Source organism: Pengzhenrongella phosphoraccumulans (assembly GCF_045689905.1).
Taxonomy (GTDB): domain Bacteria; phylum Actinomycetota; class Actinomycetes; order Actinomycetales; family Cellulomonadaceae; genus Pengzhenrongella; species Pengzhenrongella phosphoraccumulans.
Genome location: NZ_CP144210.1, coordinates 1,706,874 through 1,731,419, shown reverse-complemented (window position 1 = coordinate 1,731,419; position 24,546 = coordinate 1,706,874). Strand labels below are relative to the sequence as shown.

General features: G+C 71.6%; 22 protein-coding genes. 11 read left to right on the top strand and 11 right to left on the bottom strand.

Annotated elements, in window-relative coordinates:
• Window positions 1-64: 64 nt before the first annotated feature.
• The 3 genes from VTA80_RS08050 to VTA80_RS08040 all read right to left on the bottom strand — a co-directional run bounded on the left by VTA80_RS08050 (window position 65) and on the right by VTA80_RS08040 (window position 2,500).
• Window positions 65-874, bottom strand: a complete 810-nt coding sequence (locus VTA80_RS08050) for a VOC family protein (RefSeq protein WP_407344871.1) — start codon at window positions 872-874, stop codon at window positions 65-67.
• 49 nt (window positions 875-923) lie between these two features.
• Window positions 924-1,994, bottom strand: coding sequence for an alpha/beta hydrolase (locus VTA80_RS08045; protein WP_407344870.1), 1,071 nt, complete (start codon window positions 1,992-1,994; stop codon window positions 924-926).
• 101 nt (window positions 1,995-2,095) lie between these two features.
• Window positions 2,096-2,500 carry a universal stress protein gene (locus tag VTA80_RS08040; protein ID WP_407344869.1) on the bottom strand — a complete coding sequence of 135 codons (405 nt, stop codon included), beginning with the start codon at window positions 2,498-2,500 and terminating at the stop codon, window positions 2,096-2,098.
• 218 nt (window positions 2,501-2,718) lie between these two features.
• Here VTA80_RS08040 and clpB point away from each other — a divergent pair, with 218 nt between their 5' ends.
• Window positions 2,719-5,361 carry an ATP-dependent chaperone ClpB gene (gene clpB, locus VTA80_RS08035; RefSeq protein ID WP_407344868.1) on the top strand — a complete coding sequence of 881 codons (2,643 nt, stop codon included), beginning with the start codon at window positions 2,719-2,721 and terminating at the stop codon, window positions 5,359-5,361.
• A gap of 22 nt (window positions 5,362-5,383) precedes the next feature.
• Here the strand turns inward: clpB and VTA80_RS08030 are convergent, their stop codons facing one another.
• The 3 genes from VTA80_RS08030 to VTA80_RS08020 all read right to left on the bottom strand — a co-directional run bounded on the left by VTA80_RS08030 (window position 5,384) and on the right by VTA80_RS08020 (window position 7,764).
• Complete coding sequence (locus VTA80_RS08030) at window positions 5,384-6,031, bottom strand: DUF4190 domain-containing protein (protein WP_407344867.1); 648 nt, start codon at window positions 6,029-6,031, stop codon at window positions 5,384-5,386.
• A complete protein-coding gene (locus VTA80_RS08025; RefSeq protein ID WP_407344866.1) occupies window positions 6,028-6,810 on the bottom strand; it encodes a DUF4190 domain-containing protein in 783 nt (260 codons plus the stop codon). Before VTA80_RS08025 ends, VTA80_RS08030 begins: the two co-directional genes overlap by 4 nt.
• 144 nt (window positions 6,811-6,954) lie before the next feature.
• A complete protein-coding gene (locus tag VTA80_RS08020; protein WP_407344865.1) occupies window positions 6,955-7,764 on the bottom strand; it encodes an exodeoxyribonuclease III in 810 nt (269 codons plus the stop codon).
• A 111-nt stretch (window positions 7,765-7,875) separates the two neighbouring features.
• On the opposite strand from VTA80_RS08020, the gene VTA80_RS08015 reads away from it, so the two are divergent.
• Window positions 7,876-8,664, top strand: coding sequence for an SDR family NAD(P)-dependent oxidoreductase (locus VTA80_RS08015; protein WP_407344864.1), 789 nt, complete (start codon window positions 7,876-7,878; stop codon window positions 8,662-8,664).
• Between the two features lie 686 nt (window positions 8,665-9,350).
• Entirely contained in the window at window positions 9,351-10,724 is a 1,374-nt protein-coding gene (locus tag VTA80_RS08010; RefSeq protein ID WP_407344863.1) for a DUF222 domain-containing protein, read from the top strand.
• A gap of 140 nt (window positions 10,725-10,864) precedes the next feature.
• On the opposite strand, the gene VTA80_RS08005 is transcribed toward VTA80_RS08010, so the two are convergent.
• Window positions 10,865-12,745 (bottom strand): glycoside hydrolase family 3 protein, encoded by a 1,881-nt coding sequence (locus tag VTA80_RS08005; RefSeq protein WP_407344862.1) that lies wholly within the window; start codon window positions 12,743-12,745, stop codon window positions 10,865-10,867.
• A 159-nt stretch (window positions 12,746-12,904) separates the two neighbouring features.
• Between VTA80_RS08005 and pyrE the strand changes: the two genes are divergently transcribed.
• The 3 genes from pyrE to VTA80_RS07990 are packed head-to-tail and all read left to right on the top strand — an operon-like array spanning window position 12,905 to window position 14,809.
• Window positions 12,905-13,465 (top strand): orotate phosphoribosyltransferase, encoded by a 561-nt coding sequence (pyrE, locus tag VTA80_RS08000; RefSeq protein ID WP_407345727.1) that lies wholly within the window; start codon window positions 12,905-12,907, stop codon window positions 13,463-13,465.
• Between the two features lie 28 nt (window positions 13,466-13,493).
• Entirely contained in the window at window positions 13,494-14,201 is a 708-nt protein-coding gene (locus VTA80_RS07995; RefSeq protein WP_407344861.1) for a hypothetical protein, read from the top strand.
• Window positions 14,198-14,809 carry a LemA family protein gene (locus tag VTA80_RS07990; protein ID WP_407344860.1) on the top strand — a complete coding sequence of 204 codons (612 nt, stop codon included), beginning with the start codon at window positions 14,198-14,200 and terminating at the stop codon, window positions 14,807-14,809. The genes VTA80_RS07995 and VTA80_RS07990 overlap by 4 nt, the downstream gene beginning before the upstream one ends.
• Before the next feature lie 39 nt (window positions 14,810-14,848).
• On the opposite strand, the gene VTA80_RS07985 is transcribed toward VTA80_RS07990, so the two are convergent.
• Window positions 14,849-15,622: an HAD-IIA family hydrolase gene (locus tag VTA80_RS07985; protein ID WP_407344859.1), complete on the bottom strand. Its 774-nt coding sequence runs from the start codon at window positions 15,620-15,622 to the stop codon at window positions 14,849-14,851.
• Window positions 15,619-16,371, bottom strand: a complete 753-nt coding sequence (locus tag VTA80_RS07980) for a DedA family protein (protein WP_407344858.1) — start codon at window positions 16,369-16,371, stop codon at window positions 15,619-15,621. Before VTA80_RS07980 ends, VTA80_RS07985 begins: the two co-directional genes overlap by 4 nt.
• 123 nt (window positions 16,372-16,494) lie before the next feature.
• Here VTA80_RS07980 and VTA80_RS07975 point away from each other — a divergent pair, with 123 nt between their 5' ends.
• Both VTA80_RS07975 and fbaA read left to right on the top strand, forming a co-directional pair.
• Window positions 16,495-17,190, top strand: a complete 696-nt coding sequence (locus VTA80_RS07975) for a TrmH family RNA methyltransferase (protein ID WP_407344857.1) — start codon at window positions 16,495-16,497, stop codon at window positions 17,188-17,190.
• A 137-nt stretch (window positions 17,191-17,327) separates the two neighbouring features.
• On the top strand, window positions 17,328-18,350 hold the full coding sequence (gene fbaA, locus VTA80_RS07970; protein ID WP_407344856.1) for a class II fructose-bisphosphate aldolase: 1,023 nt from the start codon (window positions 17,328-17,330) through the stop codon (window positions 18,348-18,350).
• 88 nt (window positions 18,351-18,438) lie between these two features.
• Here fbaA and VTA80_RS07965 read toward each other — a convergent pair whose 3' ends face one another.
• Window positions 18,439-18,909 (bottom strand): STAS domain-containing protein, encoded by a 471-nt coding sequence (locus tag VTA80_RS07965; RefSeq protein WP_407344855.1) that lies wholly within the window; start codon window positions 18,907-18,909, stop codon window positions 18,439-18,441.
• A gap of 136 nt (window positions 18,910-19,045) precedes the next feature.
• Here VTA80_RS07965 and VTA80_RS07960 point away from each other — a divergent pair, with 136 nt between their 5' ends.
• Window positions 19,046-19,501: a DUF3151 domain-containing protein gene (locus VTA80_RS07960; RefSeq protein ID WP_407344854.1), complete on the top strand. Its 456-nt coding sequence runs from the start codon at window positions 19,046-19,048 to the stop codon at window positions 19,499-19,501.
• Window positions 19,502-19,692: 191 nt separating this feature from the next.
• Window positions 19,693-20,979 (top strand): adenylosuccinate synthase, encoded by a 1,287-nt coding sequence (locus VTA80_RS07955; RefSeq protein ID WP_407344853.1) that lies wholly within the window; start codon window positions 19,693-19,695, stop codon window positions 20,977-20,979.
• Window positions 20,980-21,010: 31 nt separating this feature from the next.
• On the opposite strand, the gene VTA80_RS07950 is transcribed toward VTA80_RS07955, so the two are convergent.
• On the bottom strand, window positions 21,011-22,513 hold the full coding sequence (locus VTA80_RS07950) for a helix-turn-helix domain-containing protein (RefSeq protein WP_407344852.1): 1,503 nt from the start codon (window positions 22,511-22,513) through the stop codon (window positions 21,011-21,013).
• Between the two features lie 120 nt (window positions 22,514-22,633).
• Between VTA80_RS07950 and VTA80_RS07945 the strand changes: the two genes are divergently transcribed.
• Entirely contained in the window at window positions 22,634-24,526 is a 1,893-nt protein-coding gene (locus tag VTA80_RS07945; protein ID WP_407344851.1) for a phosphoenolpyruvate carboxykinase (GTP), read from the top strand.
• The last annotated feature ends 20 nt before the right edge of the window (window positions 24,527-24,546 follow it).

The window sequence follows — 24,546 nt, the reverse complement described above, 5'->3', positions numbered from 1 at the left end:
CTCGTGACGGACAGCCGGGCGCCCCCCTCCGCGCCAGCGCGAACGGGGGCGCCCTGGTGCGGCCTCAGCCGGCCGGGGTGTCCGGGCTCTCGGGCGTGGTCGTGGACATCAGCGTGAACTGCTCCCCGGAAGGACCGCTGACCCGCGCCACGCGCCCGAACGGGCTGTCGCTCGGGCCGTCCAAGACCTGGCCGCCGAGCTCGACGACCTTGGCGGTCGTGGCGTCCGTGTCCGCCACCGCGAAGTAGGTGCGCCAATGCGGCGGTGTGCCCGGGGGCCGCGCGCCGCTCGCGCCGACTCCGCAGACCGCCTCCTCGGCGCTCTTGCCGGCAAGGCTCACGGCCGCGTACTCGAAACCCGGCCCCGACATGTCGGCGAAGTCGTACCCGAAGACGGACCCGTAGAACGCCTGGGCCGCGGCGAGGTCGTCGCTGACGGCCTCGTTCCAGATCAGCGAGCCCGGCTCGTTGACGAGGTTCGCGCCGGTGTGCGCCCCGGACTGCCAGAGGCCGACGACGGCGCCGGTCGGGTCCGCGAGCACGGCCATCCGGCCGAACTCCATCACGCCCATCGGTTCCATGAGCACCGTGCCGCCGGCGTCGGCCGCGCGGCGGACCGTCGCGTCGACGTCGTCCACGGCGATGTAGGTCGTCCACATGGCGGGCGGTGCCGCTTCGCCGCCCTGGGGCTCGCCGAGGCCGGCGACCGGTTGACCGTGCTTGAGGGCCATGGTGTAAAAGCCCGTCTCCGGGCCCCCCACCTCGAAGGACCAGCCGAACAGCGGGCCGTAGAACGCCTGCGCGGCGAGCCGGTCAGGAACCATCAGGTCGATCCAGGCGGGCGTCCCCTGGGGCCAGGCTTCCTCGTGGATCATCAGCTGCTCCTCGGTGTCCGCACCGTCCGGGCGACGGTGCCCAGGAACATCAGACCACCGCAGGCCCCGCAGGGGAATGGCTAGTCGGCGCGAGCTCGCTCGCCGGGACCGAACCGCTGGCGGGCACGTGATCGGCGGCCCAGTCGAACATCGCGTCGAAGAAGCTCTGGCGTGCGACCGGCCCGGACAGGGCGAGGTCGTGCACGCCGTCGGAGATCTGGACGATCGTGACGTCGGGGCCGAGGTAGGCCGAACGCGCGACGATCTGCTCCACCCCGAGCACGCTGTCGGTGGTCCCGATGTCGGGGTGCAGGCGGTCGTACGGCCCGCTCGCCGTCGAGCAGCACACCAGCACGGGGACGTCGATGTCGAGCCCCTGGGCGATCCGGGCGTGCCCGCGACGGATCGTGCGCAGCCAGCCGGCGCGCACGGGGAAGCCCGCGTGCGGCTTCCAGGTCAGGTCGTAGTCCCACTCGCCGCCGGTGTCCCGGTGCAGGCTGCGCCCGTAGTCGGAACCGGTCGTCCCGATCGGCACGCGCGGGGCGAACCGGCCGACGACGTCGACCGTCCGGGTGAGGACCACGCGCTCGAACCAGCTGCGGTTGAGGTCGAACCACGGGCTGTTGAGCACGACGGCGTCGATCACGCCGCGCCCCCGCCGCGCGTGCGCCCACATGCTCGCGATCAGCCCACCGGTCGAGTGGCCCAGGACGACAAGGACGTCGTGGTCGTCGCGCACCCGGATGATCTCGGCGGCGGCGTCGAGCTCCTCGAGGTAGTCCCGCAGGTCGGTGACGTAGTTTGGCGACTGACCCGGGCGGATCGAGCGGCCGTACTTGCGCAGGTCCAGCGCGTAGAAGTCGTAGCCGTGCTCGGCCCAGGCGTCACCGAGGTGCGCTTGGAAGAAGTAGTCGTCGAAGCCGTGGAGATACAGCACCGCGCGGCGGCTCGGTCCGGTCACGGGGTCGGCGGCGGCCGGGTCGCGGCGTACGAGTGTGGCGAGCACGGCACCCTCGTCGTCGGGCTCGAGGGTGATCGTGCGCTGGGTCCATCCCGGCCCGAGCACGTCCGGGACGGCGTCGTCGACCTGGGGGGCGGGGTGAACCGGCAGAGGGGTCATGGGCCCGATAGTGCCACTGCGCGACGTTTCCCGCCGGTCGTCACTGCAGGGGAAACGCAGCGGTTTCGACGGGGTCTCGTGGCGGCGTTCGGGCGGCGGTCTCAGGCCTTGACCGTGACGACGGGCTTGACGGCGACGACGGGGCAGCTCGCGTCGAGCAGGATCTGCTGGGCGTTGCTGCCGAGCAGCAGCTTGCCGACCGGGCTGCGCCGGCGCAGCCCGATGACGATCATCGTGGCGCCGATCTCGTTCGCCAGATCGACGATCTCCTGGGACGGCTCCTTGCCGCGCACGAGCTGGCGGACCTGGTGCTCGACGCCGGTCGCCTCGAGGGTGCGGGCGACCTCGGCGAGGTCTTCCTCGCCGGCCAGCATGTTCTCGGGGTGCGCTCCCGTGCCGATGTTGACCACGACGAGGGACTCGCCGTGCGCGCGGGCCTCGGCAATGGCGTGCTGCAGTGCGGCTCTGCCCTCGGGCTTGGTCGTGTACCCGACGATGATCGGCATGCGCTCGGTCCTCTCGTATCTGCTGGTTCGCGCGGCTCTGCTGGTTCGCGCGGCCCGGCGCAGCCGGACACGGCGTCGTGACCCGGTGGTGGTCGCAGTGATCTTGCCAGGTCGTGGTGGCATTCGGGGGACCGTCCCGGCGTTGCGGGTCCGCGGGAACGCGGCGCGCGGCGAGACGGGCCAGACTCGGACCACAGGCGATCCCGGAGGACCCACTCATGGCTGACAAGCTCACCACCCGCACCCAAGAAGCGTTGGGGGATGCGATCCAGCAGGCCTCGGCCGCGGGCAACCCCCAGCTCGAGCCGGTGCACCTCCTGGGAGCACTGCTCGCGCAGGAGGGCGGGGTCGCCGCGGGTCTGCTGGACGCGGTCGGCGCGGACCGCGCCGCGCTCGGTCGGCGGGTGCGCGCGGCGCTCGTCGCACTGCCCACGGCGAGCGGCTCGGCCGTCGCCCAGCCGACGCCGTCCCGCGCGACGTCGGCCGTGCTCGCGGCGGCGCGCACCGAGGCCGAGGCGCTCGGCGACGAGTACCTCTCGACCGAGCACCTGCTGCTCGGGATCGCCGCGGGGCAGTCCCCGGCGGCGGACGCGCTACGGGCGGCGGGCGCGACGCGCGACGCGCTGTTCGCGGCGCTGCCGTCGGTGCGCGGCAACGCGAAGGTCACGAGCCCGAACCCGGAGAACACCTACAAGGCGCTCGAGAAGTACGGCGTGGACCTCACGCAGGCCGCCCGCGACGGCAAGCTCGACCCGGTGATCGGCCGCGACAACGAGATCCGGCGGGTGATCCAGGTGCTCTCGCGCCGCACCAAGAACAACCCCGTGCTGATCGGGGAGCCCGGCGTCGGCAAGACCGCCGTCGTCGAGGGGCTGGCCCAGCGGATGGTGGCCGGCGACGTGCCGGCGTCCCTGGTCGACAAGCGGCTGATCGCGCTCGACCTGGCGGCGATGGTGGCGGGGGCGAAGTACCGCGGCGAGTTCGAGGAGCGGCTCAAGGCGGTGCTCGAGGAGATCAAGAGCTCGGACGGTCAGATCGTCACGTTCATCGACGAGCTGCACACCGTCGTCGGTGCGGGCGCGGCCGAGGGCAGCATGGACGCGGGCAACATGCTCAAGCCCATGCTGGCGCGCGGCGAGCTGCGCCTGGTCGGGGCGACCACGCTCGACGAGTACCGCGAGCGGATCGAGAAGGATCCGGCGCTGGAGCGCCGCTTCCAGCAGATCTTCGTCGGCGAGCCGAGCGTGGAGGACACGATCGCGATCCTGCGCGGCCTCAAGGCGCGGTACGAGGCGCACCACAAGGTCGGCATCTCCGACGCCGCCCTGGTCGCGGCGGCGACGCTCTCGAACCGGTACATCCCCGGCCGGCAGCTGCCCGACAAGGCGATCGATCTGGTCGACGAGGCCGCCTCGCGCCTGCGCATGGAGATGGACTCCTCGCCCGTCGAGATCGACGTGCTGCGACGCGCGGTCGACCGGCTGCTGATGGAGGAGCTCGCGCTGGAGCACTCCGACGACGAGGCCTCGGTCGAGCGGCTCGCGAAGATCCGGGCCGACCTGGCCGACCGCAAGGAGGAGCTCTCGGCCCTCACGGTGCGGTGGGAGGCCGAGACGGCCGGTCACAACCGCGTGGGCGACCTCCGCGTGAAGCTGGAGGAGCTGCGCGGGGTCGCGGAGCGGGCCCTGCGGGAGAACGACCTCGCCCGCGCGAGCCAGCTCATGTACGGCGAGATCCCGGCGGTCGAGCGGGAGATCGCCGAGGCGGAGGAGCGCGAGCACAGCGCCACGTTGGCTGAGGCCGCGGCCGCCGGTCAGGACGTGTCGGTCGACGTCGTCGGCCCGGCGCCTGCCCCGATGATCGCGGACAAGGTCGGCGCGGACGAGATCGCCGAGGTCGTCGCCGCCTGGACCGGGATCCCCGCCGGGCGTCTGCTCGAGGGGGAGAGCGCCAAGCTGCTGCGCATGGAGGACGCGCTCGGCGCGCGCCTGATCGGCCAGCGCCAGGCCGTGGCCGCCGTGTCCGACGCCGTCCGGCGCGCGCGGGCGGGCATCTCCGACCCCGACCGGCCGACGGGCTCGTTCCTGTTCCTCGGGCCGACCGGGGTCGGCAAGACCGAGCTCGCCAAGGCGCTCGCGGACTTCCTGTTCGACGACGAGCGCGCGATGGTGCGCATCGACATGTCCGAGTACTCCGAGAAGCACACGGTATCGCGGCTGGTCGGCGCTCCCCCCGGGTACGTCGGGTACGAGGAGGGCGGTCAGCTCACCGAGGCCGTGCGCCGCCGGCCCTACTCCGTGGTGCTCCTCGACGAGATCGAGAAGGCGCACGTCGAGGTCTTCGACATCCTGCTCCAGGTGCTCGACGACGGTCGGCTCACCGACGGCCAGGGCCGCACCGTCGACTTCCGGAACGTCATCCTGGTGCTCACCTCGAACCTCGGCTCGCAGTTCCTCGTCGATCCCCTGCTCGCCGACGACGTCAAGCGCGAGGCCGTGATGAGCGCGGTGCGGGCGGCGTTCAAGCCGGAGTTCCTCAACCGGCTCGACGACATCGTGCTGTTCGACGCGCTGACGCTCGCCGAGCTCGGGCAGATCGTCGACCTGCAGGTCGCGCTGCTCGCGGCGCGGCTCGCCGACCGGCGGCTGGTGCTCGAGGTCACCCCGGCGGCGAGCGAGTGGCTCGCGATCGAGGGGTTCGACCCCGCGTACGGCGCCCGGCCGTTGCGCCGGCTCGTGCAGCGTGAGATCGGTGACCGGCTCGCGCGTCTCCTGCTCGCGGGCGACGTGCACGACGGTCAGACCGTCGTGGTCGACCGCGCCCCCGGGGATGCAGTCGGGCTGGTGCTCTCGGTCCGCTGACCTCGGGGCTTCGGGGCCCGCGCTACGGGACGAGGGACTCCGTCAGGGGGGTGCCGTCCGCGTGCCGGAGCAGGCACAGGCCCGTGCGGTCACCGTTGCCCCACCCCTGCTCGGTCGGCGCCCAGGTGAGCGGCGTGAGGCCGGCCTCGGTCTCCGCGGGGCTGACCTCGCACGCCGTGGCGACGCGCCGGTCGGCCGCCGCCTGCCCGGGCCAGAGGGCGTCCTGCTCGAACTCGTACTGCGAGATCACCTGCGCCGCGTGCGGGTCGGCGCAGGGCACGACGCGGACGGTGTCGATCTCGCCGTCGTCGGGCAGGGGGTCGAGGCAGTTGCCCGGCACGAGCTGACGCGCGTGCACGTCGCGGGGTGCGGCGACGTCGTCGGCCAGGGGACGGGAGCCGAGCACGGCGGTCAGGGCGAGCGCGCCGACCACCCCGGCGACGATCGTGGTGACGGCGCCTACCGCGATGCCCGTGATCGCGAGCCCGCGGCCGCGCGAGCCGTGCCGACCGATCCGGACCAGCGCGGCGATGCCCAGGCCGACGGCGACGAGGCCGAGCCCGACCAGGCCCGTCACGAGCGAGGCGATCGCGAACCCGTCGGTGGGCGGTCGGGGGGTCTGCCAGCCCGGTGCGTAGTACGGCTGGTCGGCGGTCGGCGGCTGGGTCATGTGGTGAAGGCGTCCGACGGGATGGCCGCGAACAGGGCGAAGAAGGCGACGGCCCCGACGACGAACGCGACGGTCATGACGGCCCCGACGACGATGCCCGCGATCGCGAGGCCGCGTCCCTGGGTCCCGTCCCGCTTGATGCCGTTCAGCGCGACGATGCCCAGGACCAGACCGACCGGCGCGGTGATCGCGAAGAGGAACGCCGCCAGGCTCGTGACCAGCGAGGCGATCGCCAGGCCGCTGGTGCGCTGTGCCGCGTAGGTGTTGCCCGGGCCGTACGCGTAGTTGTACGACGCCAGGCCCCGATCGGCACCCGGGACCGGTGGGCCGTAGGGGTCGGCGGCGGGCTGGCCGGCGGCGTACTGCCCTGCGGGGTAGCCCTGTGCGGCGTACAGCGGGGGCGCGTACTGGGGCGCGGCGTTCTGCGGTGCGGCGTACTGAGGTGCGGCGTACTGAGGTGCGGCCGCGGGCGGTGCGCCGAACGGGGCGGCGTCGTAGGGGCTCGGCGCGTAAGCCGGCGCGGCGTACTGCGGCGCGGCGTACTGCGGAGGCGTGTACTGGGGCGCGGCGTACTGCGGCTGCGGGTACTGCGGACCCGACGGCGCGCTCCCGTCGCTCGGGGCGGCGTGGTCCGGCACGCGGAACGGGTCGACCGGAGCCGGCGCCGTCGGCGGTGCGTTCAACCCGAAGCCCCCCACCGTGTCGTCCTGGATCGGTGCGGGCGGTGCAGCCCAGCGGTCGTCGGGCGGCTGCGGGGACCAGGTGGGTGGCGTGCTCATGGTTCCGAACTTAGTGGCGCGCGGGTGGTGACCCGACGCGTTGACCCGATTGCGCGGCTCGGATCTGAACAGCCGGCCCTTGGGAGGTCGGGTGGCGAGATGCGCGGCAGGTCAGGAGGGCACGGTCAGCGGGACGGAGTCGCGTCAGTCGGAGAGATCGAGGATGACGGGCACGTGGTCGGACGCGCCCTTGCCCTTGCGCTCGTTGCGGTCGATCTCGACCCCCGTGGTCCGGGCCGCGAGGGCCCCAGACGCGTAGGCGAAGTCGATCCGCATGCCTTCGTTCCGGGGGAACCGCAGCTGCTGGTAGTCCCAGTAGGTGTACTTGCGGTCCTCGGGGATGTGCTCGCGCGTGACCTCGGTGTACCCGGCGGTGGCGAACGCGGCGAACGCGGCCCGCTCCTCGGGGGTGATGTGGGTCAGCCCGGCGAACGCCGCGAGGTCCCACACGTCGGTGTCCCGCGGGGCGACGTTCCAGTCGCCCACGAGCGCGACCTGGGCGGCCGGGTCGCCGTCGGGCGGGGTGAGCCAGCCCTCGGCCTGGGACTTGAGCTGGGCGAGCCAGGCGAGCTTGTAGGCGAAGTGCGGGTCGCCGACGGCACGGCCGTGCGGCACGTACAGGCTCCAGACGCGCACCCCGCCGCAGGTCGCGCCGATCGCGCGGGCCTCGACGGCGGGCTCTTTGCCCTCCGCGCCGAACATCGGCTGCCCGCTGAACCCCGTCTCGACGTCGGCCAGGCCGACCCTGGAGATCAGGGCGACTCCGTTCCACTGGCTGAAGCCGAACGTCGCGACTTCGTACCCCGCATCCTCGAAGGCCACGCGTGGGAACTGCTCGTCCTTGCACTTGGTCTCCTGCAGCGCGAGCACGTCGGTGCCGCTGCGCTCGAGAAAGGCGAGCACGCGGTCCGCACGGGACCGGATCGAGTTGATGTTCCAGGTAGCCAGCCGCATGGGGGTCAGGCTAGCGGCCGGGACCGACAAGCCCGTGCCGAATCGACGTCGGCCGGGCGAGCCACGGGGGGCCTGCCGCGCGCGCACTGCCGCCCCCCGTAGGCTGACCTCATGGCTACCGTTCTGATCACAGGCGCGAGTGCCGGCCTCGGCCTCGAGTTCGCCTGGCAGCTCGCCACGGCTCGGCACGACCTCGTGCTCGTGGCGCGCGACACCGAGCGCCTGGGGCGCCTCGCTTCCCAGCTCCACGCCGCGGCGGCGGTGGACGTCGAGGTCTTGGCGGCCGACCTGTCCGTGCCTGCCGATCTGGAGCGCGTCGCCGAGCGGCTGCGCTCGACGGAGCGGCCGGTCGGCCTGCTCATCAACAACGCGGGCTTCGGGCTGCACCAGCGTTTCGTCGGCGGCGACCTCGCGCTCGAGCTGGCCGCGCTCGACGTCATGGTGCGCGCGGTCCTCGTGCTGTCGCACGCGGCGGCCGGGCAGATGACGGTGCGTGGGCGGGGCGCGATCCTCAACGTGGCGTCCGTCGCCGCGCTGTTCGCGACCGGGACGTATGCGGCCCACAAGGCCTGGGTGCGCACGTTCACCGAGGGCCTCGCGGTCGAACTTGAGGGCACCGGCGTGACGGCCACCGCGCTGTGCCCGGGCTTCGTGCACACGGAGTTCCACTCGCGGGCCGAGGTCGACATGACGAACATCCCCGAGATCGCCTGGCTCAACGCCGACGCCGTCGTCGCGACGGCCCTGGCCGACGTGCGCCGCGGCGCGGTCATCTCCACGCCGAGCCTGCGCTACCGCGCGATCTCGGGCGTGATGCGCATGCTGCCGCGGTCCGCTGTCCGCTCGATCGGCAAGTACCGCAAGCAGATGGATGCGGTACCGCCCACCCCCACTCCGTAGCGGGCCCGCCGAGGGGTAGCTCGCCGCTGGGAGGCTCTTCGCGGGGGTACCCCGTGACGCGTTACCGCACACCGCATCGGCCGATTGCTGGCGTCTGCGCTGGATGACCGCCACGTCGGGCGAGCGGCGCATCCTGGTCGCGACCTCACGACGCTGGTGTCGTGCTGCCCCGGTTCGCCGCTTGGCTTGCTGTCACGCGCCGGGACCACGATCCGGGGTGAACTCCCGACTTGATCGTGGTTAATGAACCGCCCCCAGCCGGCCCCCACGAATGCTAATCCACAGATTTCGGAATGTTGTTCTTTGTCCACATCCCCTGCCCGACGACGCAGCGGGGAATGTCAGTGCCCCCGGTTAGTGTGGATTGCATCGGAAATGGTGAGGGTTCACCGGTTCTGAGGCAGCAAGGGTATTCCTGACGAGCGGCGACGGGGGGGTGTGAGATGACCTTTGAAGAGGACGAGCGCGCATCGTCGCAGCCGCCTGCACCCGCCCCTCCGGCCGCCCAGCCGCCCAAACCCACGCCCACACCCACGCCCACGCCCACACCCACGCCCACACTTACGCCTACGCCTTCGCTCGGCCTGGGGCCGTCGTCGCAACCACCCGCACCCACGCCGCCGCGCTCGTCCGCGCGGCTGGCGTCGTTGTCGTTTGCGGATCGGGCAGCGGCGATCCGGGAGCACGTGGACGCGTTGGCAGACGTGTCTCCGCGGGATCTGGACGGGGCCGGGGCCTTGGAGTTGTTCGACGTGGTGTTTGAGCTGTCGGACCGGATGCAGGCCATCGCCACCCGCGCGCTGCCCGTGGTGGAGTCCGACGTGCCGTGGAACGTCAGCGGGGCACGGACGTTTCCGACCTGGCTGGCCCGCCGCGCGCACCTGACCTATGCGAAGGCGAAGCGGATGACGCGCCTGGCTCACGCGTTGCGGGACGAGTTGCCGGTGACCGCCGCCGCGGTGGTCACCGGCGGTGAGGGGCGGGTCAGTGTGGAGCAAGCCGAGATCCTGACCACCGCCGCCGCGACCAGCGACGTGCGCCGTCAGGTGTTGGCCGACCCGCACGCCCCGGTGGGGGAACGGTTCCTGCTGAACCAGGCCGCGCAGGTCAGCGCCGACATGTTGCGCATGCTCGCCCGCCGCTGGGCGGCCGCGGCGGACCCGGAAGCGGACGAGCGCGGGTACCGCGACGCCACCGAGCGGGAGTTCTTCGACGTGTCCGCCACCACCGGTGGGTGCCACCTGTCGGGCTTCCTGAACACTGAGCACGGCCAAGGGCTCCTGGTCGCGTTGCAGGCCGTGCAAGGCGTCCCGGCCGCCGGGGATGACCGCACCGCGTCGCAACGTCGCGCGGGGGCGTTGTCGGACCTGGCCCGACTCACGTTGGACCAGGGCCTGACCGGCAAAGGCGCCTCCGTACGACCGCACATCTCTGTGCTGGTGGACTACCCGACCCTGATCGCCATGACCACCCGCGCCGGGGTAACCCACCTGCTCGACCCCACCCTGCACCCCACCGACTGCGACCAGGTGGACCCGGCCCTGCTCTTCCCGCCACCCGCACCGGGCGGGCTGCTCGACCACGGTCCGCTGAACCCCACGGTGCTCGACCCCGCAGTGCTCGACCACGAGCCACTCAACGGGTCACCGCTGGTCCCACAGGTGCTTCGCCCGGCAGTGTTCGAGGACGGGCAGCCGGTCCCGCGCGTCGTACTGGACCGACTGCTGTGCGACGCGGAGATCAGCCGGTTCATGTTCAGCCCGGACTCGCAACTCATCAATATCGGCCGCGCCAAACGCACCTTCACCGGCCAACTACGTCGGGCGATCATTGCCCGCGACAAACATTGTCAGTACCCGGGTTGCACCGCGCCGCCGCGCATGTGTGAATGCCACCACTCCATCCAATGGTTCCGTGATCACGGCGACACCGATGCCACCACCGGGGTGCTGCTGTGCTGGCACCACCACGACCACACCCACGACCACGGCATCGAGATCACCTGGACACCTCACGGGTGGCAGTTCACCGACCGCCACGGCACCGTCATCCGCCGCTGAACCGCTGAACCGCTGAACCGCTGAACCGCTGAACCGCTGAACCGCTGAACCGCTGAACCGCTGAACCGCTGAACCGCTGAACCGCGGACACCGATCCCCGACGCCGCGCTGCGTGCTGTCGACCGACCGTCAGGGGCTACCTACCAGCGCAGGCCGTGGCCTGCCGGGAAGAGCGGGTCCACCGTGTCGGACGGGACATCCGGGCGGGAGGCACGCACGGCGTCCATCGAGCGTGGCAGCTGGAACGGCAGTCGACCCTCGGGCGGTACGGCACCGGTCAGGGCCGCGGCGAGCGCCGGGCCGGACGTGCCGTAGGTCCCGACGATCGCCGTCGCGACGTCGGCCAGCGGGGTGAGGATGGCCGGCCGCTCGAGGTTCGCGTCCAGCACGACCGGCACGTGCGCGGCGAGCGCGCGCACCTGCGCGACGACCTCCGCCGAGTACTCGAGCGAACCGGCGTGGAACCACGCCTCGAGGAACATCGTGTCGCGCGGCTCGAACGGCGGGGCCAGGCGCACCACGGCCACGTCGGCGTCGGCGACGTCGTCGACGACGGTGCCCAGGAGCGCGGCTTCGTCGGGCGACAGGCCGAGAGTGAAGACCCGCAGGCCGGTCGCGAGCGGCAGCAGGGGGCGCCCGCTGAGCGTGGTCGGCACGTTGTTGGTCGGGATGTTGTTGGTCAGCACGGTCACCGCGCGGCTCTGCGCCCGCAGCCCGGCCGCGACCAGGTCCGCGCGCCCGACGACGACCTCGGCAGCGTCCTCGTCGACGTACGGGTCGTCGAACAGCCCGAGCTCGAACTTCACGCGCAGCAGTCGCCGCACCGACTCGTCGAGGCGATCCTCGGTGACGCGGCCGTCGCGCACGAGCTCGAGGAGCAGGTCGGGGCACTCCTCGCCGCCGAACTGGTCGCAGCCCGCCGCGAGGATCTTCTCCATCCGACCCGTCGCGTCGAGGTGCTCGGCACCCCACGCGCGGGCCGCCAGGACCTGGCCGCTCGCCACCACGTTGTCGTTGACGAGCTCCCAGTCGGTCACCACGACGCCGTCGTACCCGAGGGTCCCGCGCAGCAGCCCGGTGACGATCTGCTTGTTGTACCCGAACCCGACCTCCTCGATCGGCTCGCCGTCCACCACGAGGCCGACGGGCATGCCGTAGTACGGCATCATCGCGGCGGTCTGGTGCGCGATCGCGACCCGGAACGGCGCGAGGTGCTCCTCGAACCGTCCACCTGGGTACACCTGCTCGCGGCCGTACGGGAAGTGCGGGTCCTCGCCGTCCTTCTGCGGTCCGCCGCCGGGGAAGTGCTTCGTGGTGCACGCGACCGACCCGGCGCCGAGCGTCCCGGCCGGACCCTGGAAGCCGTCGAGGTAGGCGGCGGTGAAGTCGCTGGTCAGGAGCGTGTCCTCGCCGAAGGTGCCGAGCTGGCGGGGCCAGCGAGGCTCGGTCGCGAGGTCGACGCACGGGTGCAGCGCCGCGCGGATGCCGACGGCGGTGTACTCCTGGCGCGCGGCGTCGGCGAACTCGCGCACGAGGTCGACGTCGCCGACCGCGGCCAGCCCGAGCGAGTCGGGCCACTGCGAGAAGTGCCCCGCGGCGAATGACACCCCGGAGTTCTCGTGGAAGGCGTGCCGCGGATCCGTCGAGACGGTCACCGGGATGCCGAGCGGGGTGCGCTCCGCGAGTGCCTGGAGGTTGTTGTGCCAGCGTGCGGCCAGCCGCGGGGAGGGCAGGCGGTGCACGTTGAAGTGGTTGATCCGCTTGCCCTGCACCACGAGCGTCGTCGGGGACTTGCTGATGACCCCGAGGGACTCGACGAGCGTGCCGTCGTCGGCCGTCTCGATGACCGTCTGGAACATCAGGCCGGCCTTGTCCTCGAGCGTCATGCGCCCGAGGAGGTCCTCGACCCGGGCGGCGACCGGCAGGCGGGGGTCCTCGTACGGGTCGAGGACGCCGTTGGCGTTCAGGTCGCGGAACACGGTGCCGTCCGGTGCGGTCACGGTCGTCAGGGGCGTGGTCATGGGTGTCCTCGGAACGCAGGTGGGGGGTGGTCTGGCAGCGCTGTCAGTGCCGCCTCGACCTCCAGGGTCCCACGGGCGCGCAGGTCGCCCGTCCGGGCGGCGCTGAGCACCGGGATCGATCGGTAGCCTGGGCGCGTGACCGGACCCGATCCCGCCCTGATGTCCCCGACCCCGCGCGAGCAGCTGCGCGACCTGATCAAAGAGCTCGCCGTGGTGCATGGTCGCGTGACGCTCTCGTCCGGTCGCGAGGCGGACTACTACGTCGACCTGCGCCGGGTGACGCTGCACCACCGCGCCGCACCGCTCGTCGGGCACGTGCTGCTCGACCTGCTCGAAGAGGTCGGGCTCGGGACCGCGGAGGTGGACGCCGTCGGCGGCCTGACGCTCGGCGCCGACCCGGTCGCGACCGCGCTGCTGCACGCCGCCGCGTCGCGCGGCCAGGATCTCGACGCGTTCGTCGTGCGCAAGGAGGCCAAGGCGCACGGCATGCAGCGCCGGGTCGAGGGCCCGGACATCGCCGGGCGCCGCGTCGTCGTGCTCGAGGACACCTCGACCACGGGCGCCTCGCCGATCGCCGCCGTCGAGGCCGCGCGCGAGGCCGGGGCCGACGTCGTCGGGGTCGCGGTGATCGTCGACCGCGCCACGGGCGCACGCGAGCGGATCGAAGCGCTGGGCGTGCCGTACTACTACCTGTTCGACCTGCACGACCTCGGCCTGTAGCCGCGGATCAACGAGGAGAAGACCGCCGGTGGACCTGTCCGTGCTGCTCGTGCTCTCGGTCTTCGCGGTGCCCGCCCTCGGGATCGTCGCGTTCATCCTGCAGCGTCGCCGCGTGCGCACGCTGGCGGCGTGGGCGGCGCTGAACGGGTGGGAGTACCGCGCCTCGGCGCCGCAGCTCACCGAGTGCTGGCAGGGGCGGCCGTTCGGTGTCGGGACGTCGCGCCGGGCTACCGAGGTGCTCTCCGGTACGTGGCAGGGCCGGCCGGCGACCTCGTTCTTGTATCGGTACACGGAGAAGTCCGGCGACAACCGCCAGACGCACTCGTTCCACGTGCTCACGCTGACCCTGCCGGCCTTCCTGCCGACCCTCGAGCTCACGCCCGAGGGGCTCGGTACGCGCCTCGCCAAGGTCGTCGGCGGCCAGGACCTGCAGTTCGAGTCCGAGGACTTCAACCAGGCTTGGCGGGTCACCTCGCGCATGCCACGCTTCGCGTCCGACGTCGTCCATCCGCGCCTGATGGAGCGTCTGCTGCGGCCGGGCTCGCGCACGAACCTGCGCATCGAGGGCACCGAGATCCTCACCTGGTCCGCGGGCACCACCGATCTTGACCTCATCGCCCCCCGCCTGGGCCTGCTCGACGCCGTCGTGCGCTCGATCCCGCGCTTCGTCTGGCTCGAGCATGGCTACGATCCGAGTCCCACCACCCCGCTCACCCCGTTCGAGGAGCAGAAGTGACCGCAGGAACCATCGCGCTGATCGTCATCGTCGCGATCATCGTCATCACCGTGATCTGGGCCATCTCGACCTACAACGGGTTCGTGCGGTTGCGCAACCTCGTCCAGGAGGCGTGGCGCCAGATCGACGTCGAGCTGCACCGCCGGCACGACCTCATCCCCAACCTGATCGAGACGGTCAAGGGCTACGCCGCGCACGAGCGCGGCGTGTTCGACGAGGTCACCCGGGCGCGGGCGGCCGCCGTCGGCGGTGGGCCCACGAGCCCGGCCGTCCAGGCCGAGCAGGAGAACGTCCTGAGCCAGGCGCTCGGGCACCTGTTCGCCGTCGCGGAGAACTACCCCGTGCTGCGCGCGAGCGAGAACTTCCAGCAGCTGCAGGCCGAGCTCACGAACACCGAGGACCGGATTGCTGCCGGGCGCCGGTTCTACAACGCGAACGTCCGGACCCTGAACACCAAGGTCGAGTCGTTCCCGGCGAACACGATCGCGTCCGCGTTCGGGTTCACGCGCGCGGAGTACTTCGAGACGCAGGACCCGGCGGTGCGGGCCGTGCCGAACGTCAACTTCGGCACCACGCCGACCGCCGACCCGTCTGCCCCGACCGACTGAGCCTCGCTGGATCTGGCCCGACCCGCCACGGCGGGTGGGTCAGACCAGGGGGACGAGGTCCGCGATCGAGTCGACGATGTGGTTCGGGCGGAACGGGAACCGGCCGACGTCCTCGGCGCGGGTCGAGCCTGTGAGCACCAGGTAGGTCGCCAGGCCGGCCTCGATGCCCGCCACGATGTCGGTGTCCATCCGGTCGCCGACCATCGCAGTGTGCTCGGAGTGCGCGTCGATCTGGTTCAGGGCCGAGCGGAACATCATCGGGTTCGGCTTGCCCACGAAGTACGGGGCCCGCCCCGTCGCCCGCGTGATCAGCGCGGCCACGGCGCCCGTCGCGGGCAGGTCGCCGTCCTTGCTCGGGCCGGTCGCGTCGGGGTTCGTCGCGATGAAGCGCGACCCGCCCTGGATGAGCCGGATCGCCTTGGTGATCGCCTCGAACGAGTAGGTGCGTGTCTCGCCGAGCACGACGTAGTCCGGGTCGGAGTCCGTCATCGTGTACCCGGCCTCGTACAGCGCGGTCGTCAGGCCCGCCTCGCCGATGACGTACGCGCTGCCGCCCGGCAGCTGGTCCTTGAGGAACTGGGCGGTGGCCAGAGCCGAGGTCCACAGCGCGACCTCGGGCACGTCGATGCCCGAGATGGCCAGCCGCGCACGCAGGTCTCGCGGCGTGAAGATCGAGTTGTTCGTCAGCACCAGGAACGGCAGGCCCTTGTCGCGCAGCGCGGTGACGAACTCCGGGGCGCCGGGGATCGCGTGCCCCTCGTGCACCAGCACGCCGTCCATGTCGGACAGCCAGGAGTGGATCTCGCGGGTCACGGCTGCACGGCGTCGCGCGCAGAGTCAGCCACGGCGTCGGTCACGTCTTCCGCGATCTCATGTGCAGCTCGGCGGGCGGCACGGCGCTTGCGCCACAGCTCGATAGCCACGGGCGCCACGGAGACGAGCACGACCAGGATCAGGAGCGCTTCGATGTTGTTCTTGATGAAACTGATGTTGCCCAGGGCGTAACCGAGGAGCGTCACTCCAACGCCCCAGAGCAATGCGCCGACGAGGTCGTAGGCGACGAAGTGGCGGTATTTCATCCGGCCGACGCCTGCCGATACTGCGGAGTAGGTCCGAACGAACGGGATGAAGCGCGCGATGACGATCGTCCGACCGCCGTAGCGCTCGAAGTAGGCGTTCGTCTGGTCGATGTGTTCCTGCTTGAACACCCGCGAGTCCGGTCGGTTGAACAGTCGGGGACCGACCCGGCGGCCGATCCAATAGGCCGTCTGGTCGCCAAGGAACGCCGCCAGGAAGATCAGCAGGCAGAGGAGCCAGAGTGGGAAGTCGAGCTTCTGCTGGGCGACAAGTGCCCCAGCCGTGAACAGCAGCGAGTCACCCGGCAGCAGCGGGAAAAGCAGGCCCGTCTCGACGAAGACCACGATGCAGACGCCGATGAGGGCGTAGGCGCCGAACGATTCGATGAGGTGGTCTGGGTTGAGCCAGTTCGGCCCGAGGGCGTGGATCGGTCCGGCTGCGGGCAGGGAGGCCGCGAGGGCCGTCAGTTCGAGCACGGCATACACAATAGCCGGGGCACCTGTGCCCGACCTGGGTGGCCGCTGAGCAGGGCGGGGATCGGCCGGCGCCGCTGCTCGTTAGGGTCGTGCCCGGTCGTGGCTCGCGCGACCGGGCTCGAGAGGGAGTGGATGTCTGACGGCGACGCGGTGGCGGAGGTACGGGGTCCTGAGGTACGGGGCGCCGACGGACCCGACGGCGCGGCGCAGGCTCGGGAACCGGTCGGCGTCGGCCCCTGGCCCGGCGGCCCGGGTGCCTGGCCCGACGACGCGCGGTACGACCAGGAGCTCCTGGCCGAGGGCGACCGGCGCAACGTGGTCGACCGCTACCGGTACTGGACGATGGACGCGATCGTGGCCGACCTCGACACCCGCCGGCACCCGTTCCACGTCGCGATCGAGAACTGGGCGCACGACATGAACATCGGCTCGGTCGTGCGCACGGCGAACGCGTTCGCTGCCGCCGAGGTGCACATCGTGGGCCGTCGGCGCTGGAACCGTCGCGGCGCGATGGTCACCGACCGGTACCAGCACCTGCGCCACCACCCCGACGTCGCGGCGCTGCTCGTCTGGGCCGACGGGGCCGGGATCCCGGTCCTCGGGATCGACAACCTGCCCGGGTCGGTGCCGCTCGAGGGGTACGCGCTGCCCCGCGAGTGCGTGCTGCTGTTCGGGCAGGAGAGCGTCGGGCTGTCCGACGAGGCGCGGGCGGGGGTGCGCGACGTGCTGCACATCGCGCAGTTCGGATCCACGCGCTCGATCAACGCCGGAGCGGCTGCCGCCATCGCGATGCACGCGTGGATCGCGCAGCACGCGCACGTCGGGTAGCACTGCCGGTAGCCCCGATCCGGTCCGACGTCGGCCTGGCCTGGGCGTCCATGGGCGGGACGTCCCGGCTTGCGGCCGGTCATCCGTGCCAGAATCGGGGGGAAAACACCACCCCACACGCTTGAGGAGATCCGTCGATGGGCATCGCAACCCCCGAGGTATACATCGAGATGCTGGACCGGGCGAGGGCCGGCAAGTTCGCCTACCCCGCCATCAACGTGACGTCCTCCTCGACCATCATCGCCGCCCTCCAGGGCTTCGCTGAGGCCGAGAGCGACGGCATCCTGCAGGTCTCCGTCGGTGGCGCCGAGTACGCGTCCGGCTCGACGATCAAGAACCGCGTCTCCGGCACGCTCGCCCTCGCGGCGTTCGCCACCGAGGCCGCGAAGAACTACGGCATCACCGTCGCGCTGCACACCGACCACTGCGTCGCAGCGAACCTGGAGACCTGGGTCCGCCCGCTGCTCGCGATCGAGGCCGAGCAGGTCAAGGCCGGCAAGCTCCCCACGTTCCAGTCGCACATGTTCGACGGCTCCACCGTCCCGCTCGGCGAGAACCTCGTCATCGCCGAAGAGCTGCTCGCGCTCTCGGTGGCGGCCCGCACGCTGCTCGAGATCGAGATCGGCGTCGTCGGCGGCGAAGAGGACGGCCACACGGCCGAGATCAACGACAAGCTGTACACGACCGTCGCTGACGGCCTCGCCACGGTGAAGGCCCTCGGCTCGGGCGAGAAGGGCCGGTACCTCACCGCCCTCACGTTCGGCAACGTGCACGGCGCCTACAAGCCCGGTGCCGTCAAGCTGCGCCCGGCGATCCTCGCCGAGATCCAGAAGGCCGTCGGCGACTCGCTCGGCAAGGTCAACCCGTTCGACCTCGTCTTCCACGGCGGATCGGGCTCGACCCCGGCCGAGATCTCCGAGGCTGTCGACAACGGCGTCATCAAGATGAACATCGACACCGACACCCAGTACGCGTACACGCGTCCGGTCGCCGGTCACATGATGGCCAACTACGACGGCGTCCTGAAGATCGACGGCGAGGTCGGCAACAAGAAGAAGTACGACCCGCGCGCCTGGGGCAAGCTGGCCGAGGCCGGACTGGCCGCTCGCCTCGTCGAGGCCTGCCAGCAGCTGCGTTCGGCGGGCACCAAGATCTCCTGATCTCGGTTTCCACCTAGCTTCACCGCACCTAGCTTCACCGCCCTGGCGTTCGAGCGGTGACGTCCCCACGGACGTCTCCGCTCGGACGTCAGGGCTTTTGTGGTTCTGGAGGGAGCTCGTCGGGGACGACGTCGAGCAGCTCGCCGATGCGGGTGACCTCCAGCAGGAACCCGACCGACGGCGGCACCCGGAGCAGGCGGACCGGTGTGCTGCTGCGGGTCGACAGCCGGGCCAGGAACGCGACCCCGGACGAGTCCATGAACGTCACGTGGTGCGTGTCGACCTCGATCGGCAGGCGTGCCCGCTCGGCGGCGGCGCTCGCCTCGTGCAGCACCGTGCCGAGCTCGGCGTCGATCTCGCCGGCGAGCACGATCCGGGTGCGTTCGGCGCCGAGGAAGACGTGCACCGTGCCGGGATCGGAGACCGGCGCCCCGAACGACCGCGTGGTGGGGAGGGAGGCAGGCGGGAGCGATGTGGGTGGGAGCGATGTGGGTGGGAGCGTGGTGGGCGGGAGCGATGCCGGGGGCAAGCCGCCCGGCGGGCCGTCTGCGTCTGCCACGTTGTGCCTCCCCCACTTGACTGCACCGACCTGCGTCCGCGGACGCGCAGCCGTCACATGACCTCGATCGCACGCTAGACGATCCGGGGCGCCCGTGGTCGGTTTCTCGGCAACCGACATGGTCCACACTGTCCGCATGAGCCTCGATCACCCGACCTCCCGCAACCTTCTCGACGGCCCGGCGCCTGTGCTCCTGCCGACCACGCACCCGGACACCGCGGCCCGCGCCGCGCTCGCCGCCGGCGCGCCGGTGCGCGACGTCGTCCGGCAGGAGCCGGCGTCGTCCTACCTGTGGGCGCTGCTCGCCGAGGAGGCGCTCGCGCCGGCCGACGGCGATCAGCCCGACCCCGTCGCGGCCTACGCCTACGCGCGGACCGGGTACCACCGCGGGCTCGACGCGCTGCGGCGGGCGGGCTGGCGTGGCCAGGGCCCGGTGCCGGTCGACCACGTGCCGAACCAGGGCGTGCTGCGCGCGGTCCTCGCGCTGTCCGAGGCGGCCGCCGCGATCGGCGAGACCGCCGAGGCCGAGCGGTGCGCCCAGCTCCTCGTCGACTCCGGCACGACGTCGGCCGAGGTCGCGGCGCTGCGCTGACGCGGCGCGATCGCCGTCGGGCACCGATCGCCGTCAGGCAGGCGGGCGGGCGCGTGGGACGGACGGGCCCCCGACGCCGCCACCCGCTCGGGTAACCTCTATGCGGGGTTCCGGGCCACTGCCGTCCGTGCCCCGGCTGACGCGGTTCGACCGGGTGCCAGCCACCAAGGCAGGGCGAGAGTGGGAATCAGATGCCAGCCGTCGTAGTCGTCGGCGCCCAGTGGGGCGACGAAGGCAAGGGCAAGGCGACCGATCAGCTCGGTTCGCACGCGGACTACGTCGTGAAGTTCAACGGCGGCAACAACGCGGGCCACACGGTCGTGCTGGGCGAGGAGAAGTACGCCCTGCACCTGCTCCCGTCGGGCATCCTCTCGCCCGGGGTCACGCCGGTGATCGGCAACGGCGTCGTCATCGACCTCGAGGTGCTCTTCTTCGAGCTCGATGCCCTGATCTCGCGCGGCGTCGACGTGAGCCGCCTGCTCGTGTCGAGCGATGCGCACATCATCGCGCCGTACAACCGCACGCTCGACAAGGTCACCGAGCGGTTCCTCGGCAGCCGCAAGATCGGCACGACCGGTCGCGGCATCGGACCCACCTACGCGGACAAGATCTCCCGCACCGGGGTGCGGGTCCAGGACCTGTTCGACGAGAACATCCTGCGCCAGAAGGTCCAGGGCGCGCTCGACGTCAAGAACCACCTGTTCGTGAAGGTCTACAACCGCCGGGCCATCACGGTCGACGAGACCGTCACCGAGCTCCTCAAGTTCGCCGAGCGCCTGCGCCCGATGGTCGCGGACATCTCGATCGTGCTGAACCGTGCGCTCGATGCCGGCCAGATCGTTGTCTTCGAGGCCGGTCAGGCCACGATGCTCGACGTCGACCACGGCACCTACCCGTTCGTCACGTCCTCGAGCGCCACCGCGGGCGGCGCGTGCACCGGGTCGGGCGTCGGCCCGACCCGGATCGACCGCGTGGTCGGCGTCATCAAGGCGTACACGACGCGCGTCGGCGAGGGCCCGTTCCCGACCGAGCTGCTCGACGACATGGGCGAGCGCCTGCGCCAGACCGGCGGGGAGTTCGGCGTCACCACGGGGCGCCCGCGCCGCTGCGGCTGGTACGACGCCGTCGTGGCGCGCTACTCGGGCCGCATCAACGGGCTCACGGACCTCGTCCTGACCAAGCTCGACGTGCTCACCGGCCTGGACAAGATCCCGGTCTGCGTGGCGTACGACGTCGCCGGGGTGCGGCACGACGAGATGCCGATGAACCAGAGCGACTTCCACCACGCGACGCCGATCCTCGAGGAGTTCGACGGCTGGACCGAAGACATCACGGCGTGCCGGACGTTCGAGGACCTGCCTGAGAACGCGCAGCGCTACGTGCTCGCGCTGGAGAAGATGAGTGGCACCCGGATCTCGGCGATCGGCGTCGGCGCCGACCGCGAGGCGACGATCGTCCGGCACGACCTGCTGGACTGACCCCGGCACCGACCTGGCCCGGGTTTCTGGGTCAGGTCGTGGCGTGGCGCTCGAGGAAGGCGTACAGGTCTGAGTCGTCGACGCCCGGGAACGTGCCCTGCGGCAGCGGCGCGAGGATCTGCGCGTGCAGGCGCGCACTCGGCCAGGACTGGTCGGCCCACCGGGTTGCGAGGTCGCTCGGCGGGAGCCGGCAGCAGGTTTCATCGGGGCAGCGGGAGACCGCGCGACGAGTCGTCTCCCGCCCGCGGAACCACTTCGAGTGCGCGTACGGCACTCCCACGGTGATCGAGAACGGGCCCGACGACGTCGCCCCGGTCTGCGTGGTGCACCAGTACGTCCCGTGCGGGGTGTCCGTGTACTGGTGGAACTCCGTGGTGCGGTCGCGGCGCGCGAACGCTGCCCGGGCCGCCCAGTGCTTGCACACGAGCTGGCCCTCGATCGCGCCGGTCGGGTCGGTGCGGAAGCCGACGCCGTCGTTCTCGTAGCCCCGGTACAGCGCACCGTCGTCGCCCACCCGCAGGAAGTGCAGCGGGATCCCCAGGTGCACGGTCGCGAGGTTGGTGAACCGGTGCGCGGCCGCCTCGTGCGTGACGCCGAACGCGTCGCGGAAGTCCTCGATCGCGAGGTCCTTGACCTTCTTCGCGCCTGCGAGGTAGTCGAGCGCCGCGGTGCGCGGGATCAGGGCCGCCGACGCGAAGTAGTTGATCTCCACGCGCTGGCGCAGGAAGTCGGCGTAGCTCGCCGGCCGCTCGTGACCGAGCACGCGGTGGGCGATCGCCTGCAGCGCGAGCGAGCGGAGCCCGTGCCCGCCCGGGATCGACGCCGGCGGCAGGTAGATCCGCCCGTTCGCCAGGTCGGTCACGGTGCGCGTCGAGTGCGGCAGGTCGCGCACGTGGATGATCGTGAACCCGAGCTGCTCGGCCATCCGCGCCACGGTGCGGTGCGTGACCGCGCCCACGGTGTACCCGGCGGTGCGCACCATGTCCTCGCCGAGCTCCTCGATGTCGGGCAGGTAGTTGTCCTTGCCCCGCATCCACAAGCGCAGCTCGGTGTTCGCGCGGCGCGCCTCCTCGGGGGTCGCGATCGACTGGTTCGCCCGCCGCGCGAGCTCCGAGTGCAGGCCGACCAGCGACTCGAGCGCCTCCACCGGCAGCTTGCGGCCGGGGCGCACCGCGGGCAGCCCGAGGGAGGCGTACAGCGAGCCGCGCTGGGCCCGGTCGAGCGCGATCTCGAGCGCGGCGCGACGGCTCGGTGGCTCGGTGGCCAGGAGATCCGCGAGCGGCACGTCGAGCGCCGCGGCGATCGCCCGCAGGAGCGACAGGCGCGGCTCGCGGTGCCCGTTCTCGATCAGGGACAGCTGGCTCGGGGCGGTGCCCACTGCGGCGGACAGGCGGTCGAGCGTGAAGGATCGTTCGGTCCGGAAGTGCCGGATGCGGCGCCCGAGGGTGATCAGGTCGGGGGTCGCGCCGCGCGAGTCTCCGGTCGTGTCCTCGCCGTCGTCGGTCAGGGATGTGGTGCGCGGCGTCGGAACCATCTCTTGACGCTAGATCAAGAACTGCGATTCTTCTCGTGCTTTCGACAGGAAAACTGGCTACGCCGAGCGGAGGCTGAGTGCAACAGTAAGAGATCTCCACCGCTTCGAGAGGCAGATCGAATGACGCTCCTGGACAACTCCGTGGCCAACGTCCGTCGCACGCGCCTCGAGCTTCCCGTATTCGGCGGCGGCGAGCCGGTGCAGACCCGGCACGCTCGCCTGCGCGAGTGGGTCGCCGAGGTGGCGGCGGTGACCGAGCCCGCGCGGATCGAGTGGTGCGACGGCTCGGAGCAGGAATGGCGCCGGCTCACCGACCTGCTCGTCGAGCGCGGAACCCTGCTCCGGCTCGACCCGACCCTGCGCCCCGACTCGTTCCTCGCGCGCTCCGCGCCGTCGGACGTCGCCCGCGTCGAGGACCGTACGTTCATCTGCTCCGAGCGCGCCGAGGACGCCGGCCCGACGAACAACTGGCGCGAGCCACAGGTCATGCGCGCCGAGCTCAAGGGCGTGTTCACCGGCTCGATGCGCGGCCGCACGATGTACGTGGTGCCGTTCTCGATGGGCCCGCTCGGCGGCCCGATCTCCCAGCTCGGCGTCCAGGTCACCGACTCCCCGTACGTCGCGGTCAGCATGCGCACCATGACGCGTATGGGCGCAGCGGCGCTCGACCTGCTCGGGGCCGACGGCGACTTCGTCCCCGCCGTGCACTCGGTCGGGGCCCCGCTCGTGGACGCGGACGGCAACGATCTGCAGGAGGGCGGGCCGGACGACGTCGCCTGGCCGTGCAGCGACACGAAGTACATCGCGCACTTCCCCGAGACCCGCGAGATCTGGTCCTACGGCTCGGGCTACGGCGGCAACGCGCTGCTGGGCAAGAAGTGCTTCGCGCTGCGGATCGCCTCGGTCATGGCGCGCGACGGCGGCTGGCTCGCCGAGCACATGCTGATCCTCAAGGTGACGTCCCCCGAGGGTCGCCCGTTCCACCTCGCCGCGGCGTTCCCGTCTGCGTGCGGCAAGACGAACCTCGCCATGCTGACGCCGACCATCCCGGGCTGGAAGGTCGAGACGATCGGCGACGACATCGCGTGGATGCGTCCGGGCTCCGATGGCCGGCTGCGGGCGATCAACCCGGAGGCGGGTTTCTTCGGCGTCGCCCCCGGGACGGGGCACTCGACCAACCCGATCGCGGTCGCGACCATGACCGAGCGCACCATCTTCACCAATGTGGCCCTGACGGACGACGGCGACGTCTGGTGGGAGGGGCTGACCGACCAGGCCCCGGCCCACCTGATCGACTGGACAGGCGCGGACTGGACGCCGTCGTCCACCACCCCGGCCGCGCACCCGAACTCGCGCTTCACGGTGGCGGCCGAGCAGTGCCCGATCATCGCGGACGACTGGGAGGCGCCCGAGGGCGTCCCGATCGACGCGATCCTGTTCGGCGGCCGCCGCGCGACCAACGTGCCGCTCGTCGCGCAGTCCTTCGACTGGGCGCACGGCGTGTTCATGGGCGCTACGGTCTCGTCCGAGCAGACCGCCGCCGCGGAGGGCACCGTCGGCGCGCTGCGCCGGGACCCGTTCGCGATGCTGCCGTTCTGCGGCTACAACATGGCCGACTACTGGGGCCACTGGCTCGAGCTGGGCGACGCCCTCGGGGACGCCAGGCCGCTGGTCTTCCAGGTCAACTGGTTCCGCAAGGGCGCGGACGGGACCTACCTGTGGCCCGGGTTCGGGGAGAACTCGCGCGTGATCGAGTGGATCCTGCGCCGGGTCGAGGGGGTGGCCGACGCGGTTCCCGCGCCGGTCGGGCAGCTGCCGGCCGAGGGGGCGCTGTCCCTGGACGGGCTCGACCTCGCCCCCGAGGCGGTGCGCGCGCTGTTCGAGGTCGACCGCTCGTCGTGGCTCGCCGAGTGCGATCTCACAGATGAGTACTTCGCCCAGTTCGGCGACCACCTGCCCAGCGAGATGACCAGCCAGCTCGAGGCCTTGCGGACCCGCCTGACCACCCCATAAGCCACGCCCGCCGAGGCGTC